Source organism: Promicromonospora kroppenstedtii (assembly GCF_044389675.1).
GTDB lineage: Bacteria > Actinomycetota > Actinomycetes > Actinomycetales > Cellulomonadaceae > Promicromonospora > Promicromonospora kroppenstedtii.
The window spans coordinates 135444-152651 of the sequence record NZ_JBIRYI010000016.1 but is presented as its reverse complement, the minus strand read 5'-3'; the positions used below and the strand labels follow the sequence as shown (position 1 = coordinate 152651).

Here is a 17208-nt window from a genome sequence, read left to right as displayed (position 1 = left end):
GGGGGGGGGGGGGCGCGCCGCCTGGGCCCCCCCCCGCCCCCCCCCCCGCGCCGGCGCGGCGCGGGGGGGGGGGGGGGTGGCCCCCCCCCCCCCCCCCCCCCCCCCCCCAACACACCCCGTGCGCGTATCGACTAGCGGCCCGCCACGCGCCGCGGCTCCGAGGTGTACGACGCCGACGTGTACCCGTCCGCGGAGACCGTCACCTCGACCGCGAGCTCCGCGCCCCGGTCCCGTCCGGTCACCAGGTAGCGTGGGCCGGTCGCCCAGCGCACCGGCTCGCCGTCACGCAGCCAGCGGTAGGCCACGTCGACGTCGCCCGGCAGGTACGTCCCGGGCGCCGCGGTCAGGTACCGGCCCACCCTGGCCCTGCCCTCGATCGAGGGCCCCGCCACGTCCGCGACCACCGGGTCGTGGAGCTCGACGTCGGCCGCGTCGACGTACACGTGCCGGTGCGCCAGCCACACCTGGTAGTAGACGTCGTCGCCGCGCACGACCGTGCGGTCGCCCGGCCCCGAGCCGTCGAAGGTGGTTGCCCGGTAGTAGTCGGCGGCCACGTGGTCGTCGGACACGGCGTACGTCTGCCCGACGCCGACCGTGTACTCGATCGGGGTGACGTCCTGCACCGGCACGTCCGGGTGCGCCTCGTAGGCCGCCGCCTCCGGGTACGCCCGGCCGAAGACCGGGGCCGGGGCGTCACCCGCGACGGTGATCGTCTGCGCCGTCGCCGGCACGACCACCGGCCGGTCGGCGGGGTTGTGCAGCCAGACCAGCGCGCCGGCCCACCACACGCCGAGCCAGTCGCCCTCGACCCGGTCGACGACGAGCTTGTGCCCCGACTGCACGCGCGCGCTCACGTCGCTCGCGTAGGTGGTGCCGTCGGCGCCGTCCGGCTTCCAGCCCGGGTCCTTCGCCAGCGCGGCGTCCTGGGAGGGTTCCTGGTAGAGGTACCGGAAGTTGGTGCCCGCACCCTCGACGCAGTCGCCCGAGGTCGGCGAGGCCTCCTCGCAGCCGGTCACCGTGTTCGGGTTGTCGGCGTAGCCCGTGCGCACCTCGACGACGTCGCCGGGCACGACGTCCGTCGTCGCCTCCAGGTCGCCACCGATGGGCGCGCCCAGCAGCTCGAAGTAGTGGTCCCAGTCCCAGTAGGGGCCCGGGTCCCAGTGCACGTTCTTGGTGTAGCCCGGCAGGATGCCCGGCACCTGGTCGTGCCCGATGACGTGGGCGCGGTCGAGCGGGATGTCGTGCTCCTCCGCGAGATACCGCACCAGCGCGGCCGAGGACTGATACATCGCCTCCGTGTACCAGGAGCCCGTGCCGGCCCAGCCCTCGTGCTCCAGGCCGATCGAGTGCATGTTCATGAACCAGTTGCCCGCGTGCCAGCCGACGTCGGCCGGGTCGAGGTGGTTGGCCACGTGCCCGTCGGAGGACCGCAGGGTGTAGTTCCAGGCCAGGTAGGTCGGGTCCTGCACCAGGTTGACCGACGGCTGGTAGGCGGTCTCGGTGTCGTGGATGAGGATGTAGTCGATCGACGGTCCGCCCGCACCCGTGCGGTCGGCCTGGTCGTGGTTGCCGTAGTCCCCGGTGCCGTCCGGGTCGTCGGCGGAGGCTTTCTCGTACGGGGCCGGGAGCCACTCGCAGCCCAGGTCGGCAGGACAGTCCGCCCCGGGGTCGCTCGTCGCTCCGGCCTTCGGCACGACGACGTCCGGGTTGCCGGTGAGGATCACCGCACCGTCCGCGGGGGTGGTGGCGCCCGCGCCGCGGCGCAGCGTCGTGAAGACCCCGGCCGCGAAGCCCTCGATGTCGCTCATGCGGGACACCGCGTCCTCCCAGGCGGTCAGGTCGGCCGTGCCGGCGGCGGGCCCCTTGGCGGCGGGCTCGGCCGCGGCGCCGTCGCGCTCCGCCTGGGCCTGGTACGACGCCAGCAGGGCCGCGCCGCCGCAGACGTTCGCCTGCGCGTCGGACTTCAGGGTGGCCTCGTCGAGGCCGGTCAGCGCGGCGGCCCGGGCGAGCTCGGCGGTGCCCTCGCGGGCGGGGCCCGCCTTGTCGGTCACGGCGGCGAGCGGCAGGCCCTCGCCGTGCGCATGGCCGAGCGCCGGGCCGGCCTCCAGGTTGAACACGCCGTAGCCGCCGTCGGCGCTGGCCTGGCCCGCGTGCTGGTCCCAGCGGGACTCCAGGTACGACACCGCCTTGAGCAGGTCCTCGGGTACCCCCGTGGCCTCGGCGGCCGCACCGAACGCCTCGTCGAGCGAGCCGGCGGCAAGCACCGGGGCGCACGCGACGACGTCGTCGGCGCGCGGTGCCGCTACGGGCGAGGCGGGCGCCGCACCGGCGGCGGCCGCGGAGAGCGGGATGAGCGGAAAGAGCACCCCGGCCGCGGTGGCCAGGGCTGTGACACGTCGTCGAGACGTCACGCGGAGTTCCTCTCGTCGGGTCCGTACAACTCCGGACGAGAGCATCACACCTGATGCGGGTACGCATGAGGAAGGGGTCGCGGGTTAAAAATCCGTTACCCCGACGAACCGTTCCCGGCGCGGCCCACCGAGCGGGGCGTGCTGAGGGGAGGCGCCGGACGCGTCAGAGGCGGACGAGCACCTGGGTGCGGCCCAGGACCTTGGCGCCGTCGACCGTGACGACCAGGTCCACCCGGACCGTGCCGGCGTCGGCGTCGACCACGCCGACCGTGCCCACGACGTCGACCTGGGCGGTGCCCGGGTTGGGCACCTCGACGGGCTTGGTGAACCGCGTCTGGTAGTCGACGACGGCGCCCGGGTCGCCCGCCCAGTCCACGACCAGGCCGACGACGCTGCCCATGGTGAGCATCCCGTGCGCGATGACGCCGGGCAGGCCCGCACCCACGGCGAACTTGTCGTTCCAGTGGATCGGGTTGAGGTCACCGCTGGCGCCCGCGTACCGGACGAGGGCCGCGCGGTCGAAGGTGACGGTGCGGCTGCCGATCACGTCGCCGACGGCGAGCGTCGCGATGTCGGGGCGGCTCATGCGTCCTCACCTCGGATGGCCAGCGTGGAGACGACGGTGGCGACGTGCTCGCCGGGGCCCTCGGCCTCGGGCGACGGCACCTCGACGTGCTGGGGCATCGCGTAGATCTCGCAGCGCGTGGTCACCATGCTGATGGCCCCGCGGACGACGACGCGGTCCACGTGCAGCACCGTCGTGAGCTCGTCACCGGCGACGATCGGGCGGTGGTGCGTGAACCGCTCGTCCGCGTGGACCACGCGCGTGAAGTCGATCTGCGCCTCGGGGTCGCTGATGTACTGCGACTCCGCGCGCTGCGCCACGACCACGGCGAACGTGGGCGGGGCGACGAGGTCCGGATAGCCAGAACCCCGCGCCGCCACGAGATCGTGGTGCGCGGGGTGCGTGGCACCGACGGCAACAGCGAACTCGCGGATCTTTTCGCGGCCTACGGAGTAGGGAGCGTTGGCCGGGTAGGACTGGCCCTCGAAATCAGCGTTCGCCACGTCGGTGTGAAGCTACGGAGAGACTCAGCGAGTCTCGCGGTGCGACGTGTGCTTGCCGCAGCGCGGGCAGAACTTCGCCAGCTCCAGGCGGTCCGGGTCGTTCCGCCGGTTCTTCTTCGTGATGTAGTTCCGCTCCTTGCAGTCCACGCACGCCAGCGTGATCTTCGGGCGGACATCCGCGCTCTTGCTTGCCATGGCTCTCACCTCCGCGCCTCGAGAGGGAGGCGCCATGTGTCTTCTCGTCGCCCGGCAAAAGGAAGCCGGGCGGATGTACTTGCTTGGTAGCGAGGGCGGGGCTCGAACCCGCGACCTCACGATTATGAGTCGTGCGCTCTGACCAGCTGAGCTACCCCGCCGCGCGTGACTGAACGCGAGGCCGTCCGCCGTTGCTCCCCACCGGCTAGCCGGTGGGGTGGGCGTACGACCCCGCGTCGATCACAGAGCCCCGAAAGGGAATCGAACCCTTGACCTTCTCCTTACCATGGAGACGCTCTGCCGACTGAGCTATCGGGGCGGCGAGGAAGACTCTACATGCCCTCCGGCCTGGCGTGAAATCGAATCGGGTGTGAGGTGCGCCGCGCGGGTCGCGAGCCCGGTCTTCCGCTCCAGAACCTGTCGGGCAGACGGAGGGCGACGGCGACAGTACGGCCTCAGCCGGCGCGCAGTTCCGGCACGACCCACGCCCCGTCGAGCACCTCGGAGCGCGGGCGGTAGAGGCGGACGAGGAAGTTCCAGCCCTCTGGAACGGGGATCGTGTTGGGCTCGTCGCCGAGGTCGTCCGCCGGGGCGAACCGGACGGTCACCGCGCCGTCGCCGTCCCGGACAGCGGTGACACTGTTGACGCTGTAGCGTCCTTGCGCGTTGGGCACGAAGAACCCCTTGGCGTCGTACACCGAGACGGACCAGAACGCGTCGACCGGGACGTCCCGCAGCGTCAGCGTGTAGCGACCCGGTGCGACCGACGGACTGACCCCGACGTACGCCGCCTCAGTCGTCGGGAGCCCGCCCCATCCGGCCGCGGTCCCGATGAGGTGCCTGACCGGGTCCACCTGTTCCCGTGATCCGAACATGCGGTCGAAGCCGCGGAGGCCGGCGGCGAGCGCGAGGAGCGCGTCACGCGTCGCATCAAGGCTCGCCGTGTCCCACTCCGGGGGGACGAACGGCTCGGCCGACGCGGCCGTCAGCGTCACGGCGTCCTGCACCGCCGCCACGGCGGCGGCATCCGCGGCGTCGTCCGGGTCGACGAGCGTGCGCACGGCCACGAGCGCGTACCGGCTCCCGACACGATCGGCGTCGAGCTGGTGTTCCCCGGCGTCGTGCAGGACGTCGCTCACGAAGTGGTCGTTGTCGAGGATCATCGCGGAGAGGTAGCGCTCGCCTGCGTCCGGGAGCGTGAGCGTGGCGCCCGCCGCGAGGTCGACCACGGCGAAGCTGTAGAGCGTGTCGCGGTTCATGCGGACGACGGTCTGCTCGTCCACCGACGCCGGCTCCCGGTTGTGCCGGAACCGGTTGATCCCGCCGGCGTCACGCTGCAGGTCGGCGAACATCCTGTCGGACTCGGCGCGGGCGAACGTGTCCACATCGACATGCTGGGCCATCTCGACCTCTTCCCCACCGCCTGGGGCCAGGCGGGACGATTCAGCGAAGCACGACGCCTACGATCCGGCGACCCGAGATCGACAACGAAGAAGGGCGTGACCAACGAGATCGTTGGTCACGCCCTGCTTGCTTCACGTGGCTGGTGAGGGATTCGAACCCCCGAAGGCTGAGCCGTCTGATTTACAGTCAGATCCCTTTGGCCGCTCGGGCAACCAGCCGTGAACGGTGCCAACCATAGCCCCCACGAGCCCCCGGCGAGAAATCGAAAACGGGTCCCGCCTGGTGACGAGCCCCACAGCCGATCCGCGCCGCGCTCGGACGCGCGAGTTCTATGGTGACGCGGTGACACAACAACAGGATCGCTGGGGCCTTCCCCTCGGCATCGGCGCCTACCTGCTCTGGGGCGGGATGCCGCTGTTCTTCCCGCTCCTGGAGCCCGCCGGCCCCCTGGAGATCGTGGCGCACCGCATCGTGTGGAGCCTGCTCTTCTGCCTGGTCGCCCTCACAGCCATGCGCCAGCTCGGCGACTTCCGCACGGCCCTGCGGTCGCCGCGCCTCCTGGGCACGTTCGCCGTGGCGGCGGCCCTGATCGTCGTCAACTGGGTGGTGTACGTGTACGCCGTGCTCAGCGACCGCGTGCTCGACGCCGCCCTGGGCTACTTCATCAACCCCATCGTCACCGTGCTGCTCGGCGTGCTGGTGCTGCGGGAGCGCCTGCGACCCGTGCAGTGGATCGCGATCGGCTTCGGCGCGGCGTCCGTCGTCGTGCTGTCCACAGGGCTGGGCGGGCTGCCCTGGATCTCGCTGACCCTCGCGCTCTCCTTCGGCCTCTACGGGCTCGTGAAGAACCGCGTGGGCCGTACCGTCGCCGCGCTGCCCGGCCTGGCCGTGGAGACGGCCGTCGCCACCCCGTTCGCGCTCGCCTACCTGCTCTGGCTCGGCAGCGCGGGCACGTTCACCGGCGAGGGCACCGGGCACGCGCTGCTGCTGATGTCGGCCGGCATCGTGACCGCCCTGCCGCTGCTCCTGTTCGGGGCCGCCGCCCGGCGCCTGCCGCTGTCCGTGGTCGGCATGCTTCAGTACCTGGCGCCGGTGCTGCAGTTCCTGGTGGGGCTGCTGGTCTTCGGGGAGCACATGCCGCCGGCCCGCTGGGCCGGGTTCGCCCTGGTGTGGGTCGCGCTGATCCTGCTCACGATCGACGGCGTCCGCCAGTCCCGGAAGGCCCCGCGCCTCGGTCTGGGCTGAGCCCGAGGAAGGCGCAGCGCCGGGGGGGGGGGGGGGGGGGCCGGGGGGGGGGGGGGGGGGGCCCCCCGGGGGGGGGGGGGGGCGGGGGGCGGCCCCCCCCCCGGGGGGGGGGCGCCCGCCCCCCCCGGCGGTGTCAGGGTCGACCGGCGGCGGGAGTCACCAGGTGCCCGGGACCTGGCGGGTGGTGACGTTGAGGCGGTTGAACAGGTTGGTGACGCCGACGTGCAGCACGAGCGCCGCGAGCGCCTGCTCGTCCCAGTGCTCCGCGGCACGGTTCCAGACGGCGTCGGGCACCCCGTCCGCGCTGTCGGCGAGGCGGGTCATCGCCTCTGCGAGCTCGATGGCCGCGCACTCGGCCTCGCTGAGGTAGGGCGACTCGCGCCAGGCCGCGACGGACGCGAGGCGGTCCTCCGACTCGCCGGCCTTCCGGGCCTGCCGCATCCCGTACTCGATGCACCAGCCGCAGCCGTTGATCTGGCTGACGCGCAGGTGCACCAGCTCGAGGGTCGTGGCGGGGACACCCTGGCCGTGGGCGAGCTTCCCCAGCTCGGGGAGGGCCTTCATGGCGCCCGGCACCAGCAGCGCCGGGCTCTTCGCCCGGGGTGTGACGGTCCGCAGGTGGGGAGTTCCGGATGCCTGGAGGTCGAGGTGCTGGGCCAGTTCCTGAGCGGTGGTCTCGGTGGTCATCGCGGTCCTCTCGTCGTGGCCGGGTGCCGGCCAGTCACATCGGCGCCCTGCGCGCCGTCACACCGATGACGAACCCCCGAACGAGGATGTGACAGATGACCCCCGACGAGCTCGCCCGCACCTTCGAGCAGCACCGCCCCCGCCTGCGGGCGGTGGCCTACCGGATGCTCGGCAACCCCGACGACGCCGACGACGCGCTGCAGGAGGCCTGGCTGCGCCTGAGCCGCACCGGCGACGAGGGCATCGACAACCTCGCCGGCTGGCTGACCACGGTGACGGGCCGGATCTGCCTCGACATGCTCCGCTCCCGCGGCACGCGCCGCGAGGACCCGCTGCCGTCGGGGGCGCCCGACGACGTCGCGCCCGAGATCCTGGACGACGCCTCCCCCGACCCGGTGCGCGAGGCCGAGCTGGCCGACGTCGTGGGGGTGGCGATGCAGGTGGTCCTGGAGAGCCTCGACCCTGCCGAGCGGCTCGCGTTCGTGCTGCACGACCTGTTCGCCGTGCCGTACGAGCAGATCGCGCCCGTGCTGGGCCGGTCGGTCGTGGCGGCACGCCAGCTCGCGAGCCGCGGACGACGCCGGGTGCAGTCCGGCCCCGGGGCGCAGGGCACCGCCGGGGAGGACGCGGTGGACGACGCCGGCTCTCGCGCCGCCGCGCCGGGAAGGACGGACCGGCAGGTGGTGGAGGCGTTCCTCCTGGCCTCCCGCACGGGTGACCTCGCGGGGCTGCTGGCCGTGCTCGCGCCGGACGTGGTGCTGCGCGCCGACCAGGCCGCCCTCGCGGCCGCGGCCGAGGCCGCGGACCGGGGCGCTCCCCTGCTGGCCCGCGAGGTGCGCGGGGCGGCGGCCGTGGCCCAGGCGTTCCGCGGCCGGGCGGGCGGGGCGGTGCCCGCGCTCATCGACGGCTCCGTCGGGTTCGCGTACGCACCGGGCGGCACGCCGCGTGGCCTGTTCGCCGTGGTGGTGCACGACGGGCAGATCGCGGCCGTCGACATGATGGGCGACCCGGCCACGGTCGCCGGGGCGCACGTGCTGCTCCTCGGCCGAGCTGGAGGCGCAGCCGGCACAGGCAGTGCCTGACGCCCGTCCTTCAGCAGATGGGAGGGTGTGCGCATGAACTCTCCTCGCACCGTCGTGGCCGGGCCCGCGACCTGGAACACCATGGTCCGGCTCGACCGCCTGCCCGACCCGCGCCCGCACACCCTGTTCGCGCGCGGGTCGGTACGCACGCTGGGCGGGACGAGCGCCGGCAAGATCCTGAACCTGGCCGACCTGGGCGTGGCGAGCACGCTCGTGGCCGACGTCGGGACGGATCCCGAGGCGGACCTGATCCTGGCCGCGCTGGGGCGCGCGGGGGGCGCGGAGGTGCTCGCGCGGCGGGTGGCCGGGCCGTCGGAGCAGCACCTGAACCTGATGACCGATGCCGGCGAGCGCCTCTCGATCTACCTGGCGGTGCCCGAGGCGTCGCCGGAGCCGGACGCCACGGCGGTCGCGCGCGTGTCTGCCGCGGAGCACGTGGTGCTGGACCTGAGCGCGGTCGGGCAGGCGCTGCTGCCGGCTGCCGTGGCGGGCGGTGCCACGCTCTGGACCGACCTGCACGACTACGACGGCGTGGCCGAGTTCCACCGGCCGTTCGCCGACGCGTGCTCGTTCGTCTTCCTCAACGACGACGGCACGGACGACCACCGCGCGCTCATGACTGCGCTGCTGGAGCAGGGCGCGAGCACGGTGGTGTGCACGCTCGGCGCGCGGGGCGCCGTGGCGCGCACGGCCGACGGCTGGTTCGAGACGGCGGCGGAGCCCACCGAGGTGGTGGACACCAACGGCGCCGGCGACGCGTTCTTCGCCGGGTTCTTCGCGGCCCACCTGGGCGGGGCGGGCACAGCGGAGTGCCTCGGAGCGGGCGCGAAGCAGGCGACGCGCGCCCTGGGCACGCGCCACCTCAGCCCTCTCCTGGACGAGCCGGCCTAGGCGCGGGCGAGGAGGGTCGCGAGCTCCTCGGCGACGCCGTCGGCGTCGTGGTGCCCGACGACGGCGTCCGCGCAGGCCAGCACGTCCGCGTGTGCGTTGGCCACCGCGATGCCGCGGCCCGCCCAGGTGAGCATCGGCAGGTCGTTCGGCATGTCGCCGAACGCCCAGACGTCGGCGGCGTCGACGCCGAGGCGCGCGCACCAGCGGGCCAGCGCGGCGGCCTTGTCGACGCCGGGCGGCATGAGCTCGGCGAGGCCGACGGCGCCGGAGTACGCCAGGTGCGCGTACTCCCCCACGGCGGCGCGGATGGCGGTGAAGAACTCCTCCTGCGCCAGCCGGATGTCCTCCGGCGGGTCCAGGAGGATGCCCGGCGGCGGTATGCGCGCGGGGTCGAGCGCCAGGATCTTGGACACCGGGCCGCGAGCGCCGAGCGCGCCCAGCGTGTCCTCGACCGGTACCGACCACAGACCGGGGTCCAGCGCGGGCTCCCGCTTCGGGTAGGCCGGGTCGAACGCGACGCCGTCGGGGCGCTCGAAGGCGAGGGCTGCGTGGGGCAGCGCGGTGCGGATGCCGGTCACGACGGCGCGCACGGCGTCGTCGTCGAACCCGCAGGTCTCCAGGGTCTCGCCGGAGGCGAGGTCGAGCACGCACGCCCCGCCGATGCAGATGACGCGGCCGTGGCCGCCCACGGTGTCGGCGAGGTGGTCGAGCCAGCGCGGGGGCCGGGCGGTGACGAAGACGACCTCGACGCCCGCGGCGTCCAGGTCGGCGAGGACCTGGCGGGTGCGGTCGGAGACCTTGCCGTCGCTGCGCAGGAGCGTGCCGTCGAGGTCGGTCGCGACGACCCGGGGCAGGCCGGTCACGGCTCGGCCCGGATGCCGGCGGCGGGGAGGATGACCTGGTCGATGTTCGAGATCAGGAAGTCGCGGTCGACGGGCCGGCCCAGCATGAGCACGCTGTAGGCGACGAGTGCGGGGCCGATGATACAGAGCTTCTCGACGTCGATGTCAGCCGGGATCTCGCCGCGTTCGACGGCGCGGCGGAAGAAGATGCGGTTGGCCCGGGCGCGCGGCTCGACGAGCGCCTCCTGCGCGGCGGCGGCCAGCTCGGGACTGCGCGCGATCATCGACACGATCCCGGCCATCACCTTGAGCTTGCGCTCGCCGTCGCGGATGCTCGGCGTCCGGATCATCGCGACGAGGTCGCCACGCAGGGTCCCGGTGTCCGGCAGGTCGTCGAGGTCGATCTCGCCCTGCTTCATGCACGCGACGGCGTCGAGCACGAGCTCGGCCTTGGACGACCACCGGCGGTAGACGGTCGCCTTTCCCGCCTTGGCGCGGGTGGCCACCATGTCGATGGTCATGCCGTCGTAGCCGGACTCGGAGAGCACGTCGAGCGCGGCGTCCAGGATCTCGGGGTCGCGGGTGTGGTCCCTCTTGCGTCCGAGCCGGGGCTTGGCCTCGGCCTGCTGGACATCCGTCATCGCTGTCGCCCTCCTCGCTGCACTGTCCGACCTTACCTTCGGGTTAATACTGAACCAACGGTATCCGGAACTGGTTAGTTCCGTATATGCTGCGAGACATGTCCCAGACTTCAGCCCCCGCGACGGACCGTCGTCGCTGGATCACGCTCGTCGTGGTCGGGCTCGCCCAGCTGATGGTCGTGCTCGACGCGACCGTCGTGAACATCGCCCTCCCCTCCGCCCAGGCCGACCTCGGCTTCTCGGACGGTCAGCGCCAGTGGGTCATCACCGCCTACTCCCTCACGTTCGCGAGCCTGCTCCTGCTCGGCGGGCGCCTCTCCGACCTCATCGGCCGCAAGCGCACCTTCGTCGTCGGGCTCATCGGGTTCGCCCTCGCCTCGGCCCTCGGTGGCGCCGCCGGCTCCTTCGAGCTGCTCGTGGCCGCACGCGCGCTCCAGGGCGCCTTCGGCGCGCTGCTGGCGCCCACGGCCCTCGCCGTGCTGACCACCACCTTCACCGTCCCCCGGGAACGCGCCCGCGCGTTCGGCGTCTTCGGCGCCATCGCCGGGGCCGGCGGCGCCGTCGGGCTGCTGCTGGGCGGCGTGCTGACCGAGTCGCTCGACTGGCGCTGGAACCTCTACATCAACGTGCTCATCGCCGCGGTCGCCCTGGTGGGCGCGTCGATGTTCATCCCGCGCGTCGCCCGCAGCGGCCCGCGTCCCAAGCTGGACGTGCCGGGCACGCTGCTGGTCTCCGGCGCGCTGTTCGGCCTCGTCTACGGCTTCTCCAACGCCGAGACCGGCGGCTGGGACGCGCCCCTGACCTGGGGCCTGCTCACCGCGGCCGGCCTGCTGCTCGTGGCCTTCGCCTTCTGGCAGACGCGCGCGGCGCACCCCCTGCTGCCGCTGAAGATCGTGCTCGACCGGAACCGAGGCGCCGCATACCTCTCGGTGCTGATCGCCGGCGCGGGCATGTTCGGCATCTTCCTGTTCGTCACGTACTACCTACAGCTCACGCTCGGCTACACGCCGATCCGCACGGGCCTGGCGTTCCTGCCCATGATCGGCATGCTGATCCTCGCCGCGCAGCTCGGCACCAACCTGCTCGTGCCGCGGTTCGGACCCAAGCTGCTCGTGCCGATCGGCATGACGCTGGGCGCGATCGGCATGATCGACCTCACGTTCCTGGACGCCTCGAGCACGTACGCCGGGCACGTCATGCCCGGCCTGATGGTCATCGGGTTCGCGATGGGCACGATCATGCCGGCCTCCATGCAGACCGCCACGCTGGGCGTGGACCGGGAGTTCGCCGGCGTCGCGTCGGCCATGGTGAACACGAGCCAGCAGGTCGGTGGCTCCATCGGCACCGCGCTGCTCAACACGCTGGCCGCCACCGCGGCTGCCGACTACCTCGCGGCCCACGCTCCCGTCACCGAGGTGGTCGCGGGCCAGGCCGCGATCGCCAGCTACTCGACCGCGTACTGGTGGGGCGCCGGCTTCTTCGCCGTCGGCGCGGTGCTGTCGGCCCTGCTGTTCCGACGGCGCGGCCAGGGGCTGTCGCTCGCGCACCCGACGCCCGCCGCGTCGTCGGACGCCGAGCGGATCGCGGAGCCGGTGAGCGTCGGCTGACCGACCCGGGTCGCCGTCACGGAGGGACACACCGTGACGGCGGCCCGGAGCACGCTCGACCTCACCCGATTCGGATGACGCGCCCGGTCGGCCGGCGACGCATGCTGGCCCCGAGAGTGAGGTCGAGATGTGTCGTTGGCTCGCGTACTCAGGGTCGCCCGTGCTCCTGGAGGATCTGCTCTACAAGCCGGAGAACTCTCTGGTGGTGCAGAGCAGGCACTCCCGGCTGGGCGCGGAGACCATCAACGGTGACGGCTTCGGCGTCGGCTGGTACGGCGCCCTGGAGGAACCGGGCATCTACCACAGCACCGAGCCGGCCTGGAACGACCGCAACCTGCGGGAGATCTCGGCCCACTCGGCCGCCGGGCGGGTCTTCGCCCACATCCGGGCCTCGACCGGCACGGACGTGCAGCAGGCCAACTGCCACCCGTTCCGGCACGGCCGCTGGCTCTGGATGCACAACGGGTCCATCGCCGAGTTCCGGGCGGTGAAGCGGGACCTGATGCTGGCCGTCGCTCCCGCCCTCTACCCGGAGATCGAGGGATCGACGGACTCCGAGGTGTTCTTCTTCCTGGCCCTCACGTTCGGGCTCGAGGACGATCCACCCGGAGCGGTGGCCCGAGCGGTCGGCCTCATCGAGGAGACAGGGCGGCGCCACGGCGTCGAGCACCCGATCCAGATGACGGTGGCCACCACCGACGGCGCGACCACGTGGGCGTTCCGCTACTCCAGCGTGGGCGAGTCCCGGTCGCTGTTCCACAGCACCGACATCTCGACGCTCCGCCACCAGTACCCCGACAACCCCGTGCTGCACGGGCTGTCCGACGACGCCCGGCTCGTGGTGTCCGAGCCGCTCGGGGACCTGCGTGGAGCCTGGCGCGAGGTGCCGGAGTCCACGTGCCTCGTCGTCCGCGGCGGCCGCGAGGAGCTGCGCGAGTTCGCGCCCACGCCAGCTCTCGGGTGACCGGAGTTGCACCTCTCGTAGCGGCATGTGGTCCGGTGGACCTACGTCCCGCTCCGAGGAAGGCTCCACTCATGCACCTGTCCTTCGTCCCGCCCCGCCAGGTCAAGATCGGTGACGCGGCGGCCTTCGCCGGCACCACGCCGCGCGCGATCCGGCACTACCACGAGATGGGCCTGCTCCCCGAGCCGGAGCGGGGCGGCGACGACCGGCGCCGCTACGGCTACGAGGACATGATCCGGCTGCTGTGGATCCGCAGGATGGCCGACGCCGGGATCTCGCTCGACGACATCCGTGACGCCTTCGGCTCCACTCCTGCCGGTCCCGACGACGACGGCATCGCGGCCGTCCTGGAACGGCTGGACGAGACCCTGGTCGCCCAGGAGGCAGAGCTGCGCCGGCAGCGGGCGGCCGTGCAGCGCATGCGCACCCAGGGCAGCCGGGCGGGCCTGCTCTCCGACGTCGTCACCAGCCGCCTCTCGGACCTGCCGGAAGGGGCGCTGCGCCAGGCGGACCTGGACACCCTGTTGGTCACCGAGCGGATCTTCGGCCCGCTCGGGGCGGCGGTGCAGGCCGGCCGGTTCCTCGTCCTGGCCGCCGATCCGGAGCTGCGGGCGGAGTCCGACCGGGTCGATGCCGCCGAGGAGGCACTGGACGACACGGTCGCCGTCGACGACCCCCGGGTGCCCCGGGTAGCCGCCGAACGGCACGCGTTCGAACGGGTACTGGCGGCCGCCATGGAGGAGGCCGGGCTGGACGAGAGCGACGACGCGCTCTTCGAGTCCTGGGATGCCGGCGAGATCCCTGACGGCGGGCAGAGGTCGATGAGTGCGTTCGAGGCCGTCGGGAAGATGCCCTACGACTTCTCCCCGGCCCGCCTGCGCTGCATGGAGCTGGCGGTGGAGCTCGGGGCGCGCGACTGAGTCCGCGGAGGCCTGGGCACAGGTGGGACGGGCGGTCAGCCGAGAGAACCGGTGACCGCCCGTCCCGGGAGGTGTCAGCGGTAGTTCGTGAACTGCAGCGCGAAGTCCAGGTCCGAGCCCTTGAGCAGGCCCATGACCTCCTGGAGCTGGTCGCGCGACTTGCTGGTCACCCGGACCTCGTCACCGGTGATCTGCGTCTTGACGCCCTTGGGGCCCTCCTCGCGGATGATCTTGGTGACCTTCTTGGCGGACTCCCCCGCCAGACCCTCCTTGAGGGTCGCCGCGAGGCGGTACTCCTTGCCGGACGGCTTCGGCTCGCGCTCGCCCACGTCGATCGACTTGAGCGAGATACCGCGCTTGACCAGCTTGGTCTCGAAGACGTCGAGGGCCGCGAGCACGCGCTCCGACGAGTTGGCGACGAGGACGATGCTCTCGCCGCTCCAGGTGATCGAGGCGCCGACGTTCTTGAAGTCGTACCGCTGCGAGATCTCCTTGGCGGCCTGGTTCAGCGCGTTGTCGACCTCCTGGCGGTCGACCTTGCTGACGATGTCGAACGACGAGTCGGCCATGTGTGGTGCTCCTTCTGCGTAACAACCCGGGCGCCCCTGCACGCCCGGTCGGAATCTGCTCACCGTATCCGCACCCGCCGACCGCGACGAACGCTTTGCGCGGGTGAGGCGAGAACATTCGCGCGGACAGGCGGGCGGGTGGTCTCAGAGCATCCCGGGCGGGGTGCCCCAGTCCGGGCCGGACGTCGGGCCGCCCGGGTTGTAGCCGCCGCCAGGGCCGCCCGCCATGGCCTCGAGCCGGCGGATGCGGTCCGGCATCGGCGGGTGCGTGGCGAAGAGGCGGCCGATGCCGGCGCCGCGGAACGGGTTGGCGATCATCAGGTGCGACACGTTGGTCAGGTCGCGGTCCTGCGGCAGCGGGGCGCGCTGCGTGCCCTGCTCCAGCTTGCGCAGCGCGGACGCGAGCGCCAGCGGGTCGCCCGTCAGCCGGGCGCCGTCCTCGTCGGCGTCGTACTCACGGGTGCGGGAGATCGCCATCTGGATGAGCATGGCCGCGATCGGGGCGAGGAGGGCCATGGCGAGCGCCGCCAGCGGGTTGCCGCCCTCGCGGCGGTCGCCGCCGCCGAAGAAGAGCAGGAACTGCGCCAGGGCCGTGATGACGCCGGCGAGCGCGGAGGCCACCGACGACGTCAGGATGTCGCGGTTGTAGACGTGCATCAGCTCGTGGCCCAGCACTCCGCGCAGCTCGCGCTCGTTGAGCAGCCCGAGGATGCCCTCGGTGCAGCACACGGCGGCATTCTGCGGGTTGCGGCCGGTGGCGAACGCGTTGGGCGCCTTGGTCGGCGAGATGTAGAGCCTCGGCATCGGCTGGCGTGCCGCCGTGGAGAGCTCACGCACGATGCGGTGCATCTCCGGCGCCTGCAGCTCCGTCACCGGGTACGCGTGCATCGCACGGATGGCGAGCTTGTCGGAGTTCCAGTACCCGTAGGCCGTGGTCACCAGCCCGATGGCCACGAAGATCCACAGAAAGCTCGACCTGGCCCCGAAGAGCGCCCAGAGCCCGAGGATCACGGCCCACATGCCACCGAACAGCGCGGCAGTCTTCAGCCCGTTGTAGTGCCTGTGCATCGCACTCCTTTCCTCCCACCCGAACGCGCCAGCCCGGTCCGGGGTTCCCCGGCGGTCCGGCGCCCACCCGCAACTGTGCCCGGAAGACCTGGGTCTTCCGGGCACGGTTGCTGGATGTCCGCGGTGAGCAGCCTACGAGCGGCGGCTGATGCTGACCATCTCGTCGCGGGGGACGACCTTGATCCGCTCGCGGCCCGCGGCCTCGCCGAGCGCCCGCTCGTGGGCGTCCAGGAGCTCCCAGCCGGACCACTCGATGTAGTCGACGCCCTTGCCGGCGAGGAACTCGGTGACGGCCTCCGGCGTGCCCTGCGGGGCGGTGCGCCCGCCCGTCAGGTCGCCGGGCGCCTCGCCGTCCGCCACACCGGTGACGTCCTCGACGAGGTGCCGGATGGTCTCCGACGCGTCGGACTTGGTGTGGCCGATGAGGCCCACCGGGCCGCGCTTGATCCAGCCGGTCGCGTACACGCCCGGGACCTGGTTGCCGTCGATGTCGACGACGCGGCCCTCGCGGTTGGTGATGACGCCCTTGACGTCGTCGTACGGGATCTCCGGCAGGGAGGAGCCGAAGTAGCCGACGGCGCGGTAGACGGCCTGCACGGGCCAGTCGGTGAACTCGCCGGTGCCCTTGACGGTGCCGTCGCCCTGGAGGGCGGTGCGCTCGGTGCGGAACCCGACGACCTTGCCGTCCTCGCCGAGCACCTCGGCCGGGGCGTGCAGGAAGTGCAGGTGCAGCCGGCGCGACGCCGAGTTCTGCGCGGGGTCCTTGAGGGTCCAGTCCACGAGGGTCTTGACGACCTGCTTGGTCTGGTTGGACGAGTTGATCGCCGCCTCGGAGCCCTCGTCGAAGTCGAAGTCCTCCGGGTACACGACGATGTCGACGTCCGGCACGTGGCCCAGCTCGCGCAGCTCCAGCGGCGAGAACTTGACCTGCGCCGGGCCGCGGCGCGCAAACACGTGCACGTCCGTGACCGGGGACTTCTCCAGGAGCTCGTGCACGTTGGCCGGGATCTCGGTGGGCAGCAGGTCCTTCGCGTGCTTGGCGAGGATGCGGGCCACGTCGAGCGCCACGTTGCCGGCGCCGATCACGGCCACCTGCTGCGCCTCCAGCGGCCAGGTGCGCGGCACGTCGGGGTGGCCGTCGTACCAGGACACGAAGTCGGCGGCGCCGTACGAGCCGTCCAGGTCGATACCCGGGATGTTCAGCTCGGCGTCCTTGATCGACCCGGTGGAGAAGATCACCGCGTCGTAGAACTGGCGCAGGTCCTCGAGCTTCAGGTCCACGCCGTAGTCCACGTTGGCCAGCAGGCGGATGTCTCCGCGGCTGAGCACCTTGTGGAGCGCGACGATGATCTGCTTGATGCGCGGGTGGTCCGGGGCCACGCCGTAGCGTACGAGGCCGAACGGCGCCGGCAGGCGCTCGAACAGGTCGATGCTCACGTCGAGGTCGGTCTTGGACAGGATGTCGCTCGCGTAGATGCCGGCGGGGCCGGCGCCGACGACGGCGACGCGCAAGGGTCGGGTGGTGCTCACGAAAGGGGCGCCTTCCGGTCGAGGACAAGGGAAGCGAAGGCCACTTCCGAGTCTACCGACCGGGTAAGGCCCACCTCACCCCAG

17 protein-coding genes and 3 tRNA genes are annotated in these 17208 nt (G+C 72.4%); 6 read left to right on the top strand and 14 right to left on the bottom strand.

Features of this window, described 5'->3' with window-relative positions:
- Nucleotides 1-131 precede the first annotated feature (131 nt).
- The 8 genes from ACH47X_RS22790 to ACH47X_RS22755 all read right to left on the bottom strand — a co-directional run bounded on the left by ACH47X_RS22790 (nt 132) and on the right by ACH47X_RS22755 (nt 5296).
- Nucleotides 132-2411 carry an N-acetylmuramoyl-L-alanine amidase gene (locus tag ACH47X_RS22790; protein ID WP_397407190.1) on the bottom strand — a complete coding sequence of 760 codons (2280 nt, stop codon included), beginning with the start codon at nt 2409-2411 and terminating at the stop codon, nt 132-134.
- A 163-nt stretch (nt 2412-2574) separates the two neighbouring features.
- A complete protein-coding gene (locus ACH47X_RS22785) occupies nt 2575-2997 on the bottom strand; it encodes a MaoC/PaaZ C-terminal domain-containing protein (RefSeq protein WP_142032717.1) in 423 nt (140 codons plus the stop codon).
- Nucleotides 2994-3479, bottom strand: coding sequence for an FAS1-like dehydratase domain-containing protein (locus tag ACH47X_RS22780; RefSeq protein ID WP_397407188.1), 486 nt, complete (start codon nt 3477-3479; stop codon nt 2994-2996). The genes ACH47X_RS22785 and ACH47X_RS22780 overlap by 4 nt, the downstream gene beginning before the upstream one ends.
- Nucleotides 3480-3503: 24 nt before the next feature.
- Nucleotides 3504-3674 (bottom strand): 50S ribosomal protein L33, encoded by a 171-nt coding sequence (gene rpmG, locus ACH47X_RS22775; RefSeq protein ID WP_013837798.1) that lies wholly within the window; start codon nt 3672-3674, stop codon nt 3504-3506.
- 84 nt (nt 3675-3758) lie between these two features.
- A tRNA-Met gene (locus ACH47X_RS22770) sits at nt 3759-3835 on the bottom strand.
- Nucleotides 3836-3920: 85 nt separating this feature from the next.
- Nucleotides 3921-3993: transfer RNA gene (locus ACH47X_RS22765), tRNA-Thr, on the bottom strand.
- 136 nt (nt 3994-4129) lie between these two features.
- The gene (locus ACH47X_RS22760; protein WP_397407186.1) at nt 4130-5077 is read right to left on the bottom strand and encodes a DUF1214 domain-containing protein; all 948 of its coding nucleotides are present in this window, start codon (nt 5075-5077) and stop codon (nt 4130-4132) included.
- A 137-nt stretch (nt 5078-5214) separates the two neighbouring features.
- Nucleotides 5215-5296: transfer RNA gene (locus ACH47X_RS22755), tRNA-Tyr, on the bottom strand.
- Nucleotides 5297-5420: 124 nt separating this feature from the next.
- On the opposite strand from ACH47X_RS22755, the gene rarD reads away from it, so the two are divergent.
- Nucleotides 5421-6323, top strand: a complete 903-nt coding sequence (gene rarD, locus ACH47X_RS22750) for an EamA family transporter RarD (RefSeq protein WP_397407184.1) — start codon at nt 5421-5423, stop codon at nt 6321-6323.
- A gap of 156 nt (nt 6324-6479) precedes the next feature.
- Here the strand turns inward: rarD and ACH47X_RS22745 are convergent, their stop codons facing one another.
- Entirely contained in the window at nt 6480-7010 is a 531-nt protein-coding gene (locus ACH47X_RS22745) for a carboxymuconolactone decarboxylase family protein (protein ID WP_200835914.1), read from the bottom strand.
- Between the two features lie 95 nt (nt 7011-7105).
- On the opposite strand from ACH47X_RS22745, the gene ACH47X_RS22740 reads away from it, so the two are divergent.
- The gene (locus tag ACH47X_RS22740; protein ID WP_397407181.1) at nt 7106-8092 is read left to right on the top strand and encodes a sigma-70 family RNA polymerase sigma factor; all 987 of its coding nucleotides are present in this window, start codon (nt 7106-7108) and stop codon (nt 8090-8092) included.
- Between the two features lie 33 nt (nt 8093-8125).
- Entirely contained in the window at nt 8126-8983 is an 858-nt protein-coding gene (locus tag ACH47X_RS22735; RefSeq protein WP_397407179.1) for a carbohydrate kinase family protein, read from the top strand.
- On the opposite strand, the gene ACH47X_RS22730 is transcribed toward ACH47X_RS22735, so the two are convergent.
- Both ACH47X_RS22730 and ACH47X_RS22725 read right to left on the bottom strand, forming a co-directional pair.
- Nucleotides 8980-9846 (bottom strand): HAD family hydrolase, encoded by an 867-nt coding sequence (locus ACH47X_RS22730; protein WP_397407177.1) that lies wholly within the window; start codon nt 9844-9846, stop codon nt 8980-8982. The genes ACH47X_RS22735 and ACH47X_RS22730 overlap by 4 nt on opposite strands.
- Nucleotides 9843-10466 (bottom strand): TetR/AcrR family transcriptional regulator, encoded by a 624-nt coding sequence (locus tag ACH47X_RS22725; protein WP_397407175.1) that lies wholly within the window; start codon nt 10464-10466, stop codon nt 9843-9845. Before ACH47X_RS22725 ends, ACH47X_RS22730 begins: the two co-directional genes overlap by 4 nt.
- Nucleotides 10467-10564: 98 nt before the next feature.
- Here ACH47X_RS22725 and ACH47X_RS22720 point away from each other — a divergent pair, with 98 nt between their 5' ends.
- From ACH47X_RS22720 to ACH47X_RS22710, 3 genes are all read left to right on the top strand, one after another.
- Nucleotides 10565-12073, top strand: a complete 1509-nt coding sequence (locus ACH47X_RS22720) for an MFS transporter (protein WP_397407173.1) — start codon at nt 10565-10567, stop codon at nt 12071-12073.
- 127 nt (nt 12074-12200) lie between these two features.
- Nucleotides 12201-13037 carry a class II glutamine amidotransferase gene (locus ACH47X_RS22715; protein WP_397407171.1) on the top strand — a complete coding sequence of 279 codons (837 nt, stop codon included), beginning with the start codon at nt 12201-12203 and terminating at the stop codon, nt 13035-13037.
- A gap of 71 nt (nt 13038-13108) precedes the next feature.
- Complete coding sequence (locus ACH47X_RS22710) at nt 13109-13957, top strand: MerR family transcriptional regulator (RefSeq protein WP_397407169.1); 849 nt, start codon at nt 13109-13111, stop codon at nt 13955-13957.
- A 74-nt stretch (nt 13958-14031) separates the two neighbouring features.
- Here ACH47X_RS22710 and ACH47X_RS22705 read toward each other — a convergent pair whose 3' ends face one another.
- The 3 genes from ACH47X_RS22705 to ACH47X_RS22695 all read right to left on the bottom strand — a co-directional run bounded on the left by ACH47X_RS22705 (nt 14032) and on the right by ACH47X_RS22695 (nt 17124).
- Complete coding sequence (locus tag ACH47X_RS22705; RefSeq protein ID WP_036964559.1) at nt 14032-14526, bottom strand: YajQ family cyclic di-GMP-binding protein; 495 nt, start codon at nt 14524-14526, stop codon at nt 14032-14034.
- 144 nt (nt 14527-14670) lie between these two features.
- The gene (gene htpX / locus ACH47X_RS22700) at nt 14671-15594 is read right to left on the bottom strand and encodes a zinc metalloprotease HtpX (protein WP_036964558.1); all 924 of its coding nucleotides are present in this window, start codon (nt 15592-15594) and stop codon (nt 14671-14673) included.
- Nucleotides 15595-15726: 132 nt separating this feature from the next.
- Complete coding sequence (locus tag ACH47X_RS22695; RefSeq protein ID WP_397407166.1) at nt 15727-17124, bottom strand: FAD-dependent oxidoreductase; 1398 nt, start codon at nt 17122-17124, stop codon at nt 15727-15729.
- Nucleotides 17125-17208 lie beyond the last annotated feature (84 nt).

Excerpts from the sequence above, each read along its gene's own strand:
- ACH47X_RS22785 (WP_142032717.1), bottom strand. The coding sequence starts at position 2,997 with ATGAGCCGCCCCGACATCGCGACGCTCGCCGTCGGCGACGTGATCGGC.
- rpmG (WP_013837798.1), bottom strand. The coding sequence starts at position 3,674 with ATGGCAAGCAAGAGCGCGGATGTCCGCCCGAAGATCACGCTGGCGTGC.
- ACH47X_RS22760 (WP_397407186.1), bottom strand. The coding sequence starts at position 5,077 with ATGGCCCAGCATGTCGATGTGGACACGTTCGCCCGCGCCGAGTCCGAC.
- ACH47X_RS22745 (WP_200835914.1), bottom strand. The coding sequence starts at position 7,010 with ATGACCACCGAGACCACCGCTCAGGAACTGGCCCAGCACCTCGACCTC.
- ACH47X_RS22740 (WP_397407181.1), top strand. The coding sequence starts at position 7,106 with ATGACCCCCGACGAGCTCGCCCGCACCTTCGAGCAGCACCGCCCCCGC.
- ACH47X_RS22735 (WP_397407179.1), top strand. The coding sequence starts at position 8,126 with ATGAACTCTCCTCGCACCGTCGTGGCCGGGCCCGCGACCTGGAACACC.
- ACH47X_RS22725 (WP_397407175.1), bottom strand. The coding sequence starts at position 10,466 with ATGACGGATGTCCAGCAGGCCGAGGCCAAGCCCCGGCTCGGACGCAAG.
- ACH47X_RS22720 (WP_397407173.1), top strand. The coding sequence starts at position 10,565 with ATGTCCCAGACTTCAGCCCCCGCGACGGACCGTCGTCGCTGGATCACG.
- ACH47X_RS22715 (WP_397407171.1), top strand. The coding sequence starts at position 12,201 with ATGTGTCGTTGGCTCGCGTACTCAGGGTCGCCCGTGCTCCTGGAGGAT.
- ACH47X_RS22710 (WP_397407169.1), top strand. The coding sequence starts at position 13,109 with ATGCACCTGTCCTTCGTCCCGCCCCGCCAGGTCAAGATCGGTGACGCG.
- ACH47X_RS22705 (WP_036964559.1), bottom strand. The coding sequence starts at position 14,526 with ATGGCCGACTCGTCGTTCGACATCGTCAGCAAGGTCGACCGCCAGGAG.
- htpX (WP_036964558.1), bottom strand. The coding sequence starts at position 15,594 with ATGCACAGGCACTACAACGGGCTGAAGACTGCCGCGCTGTTCGGTGGC.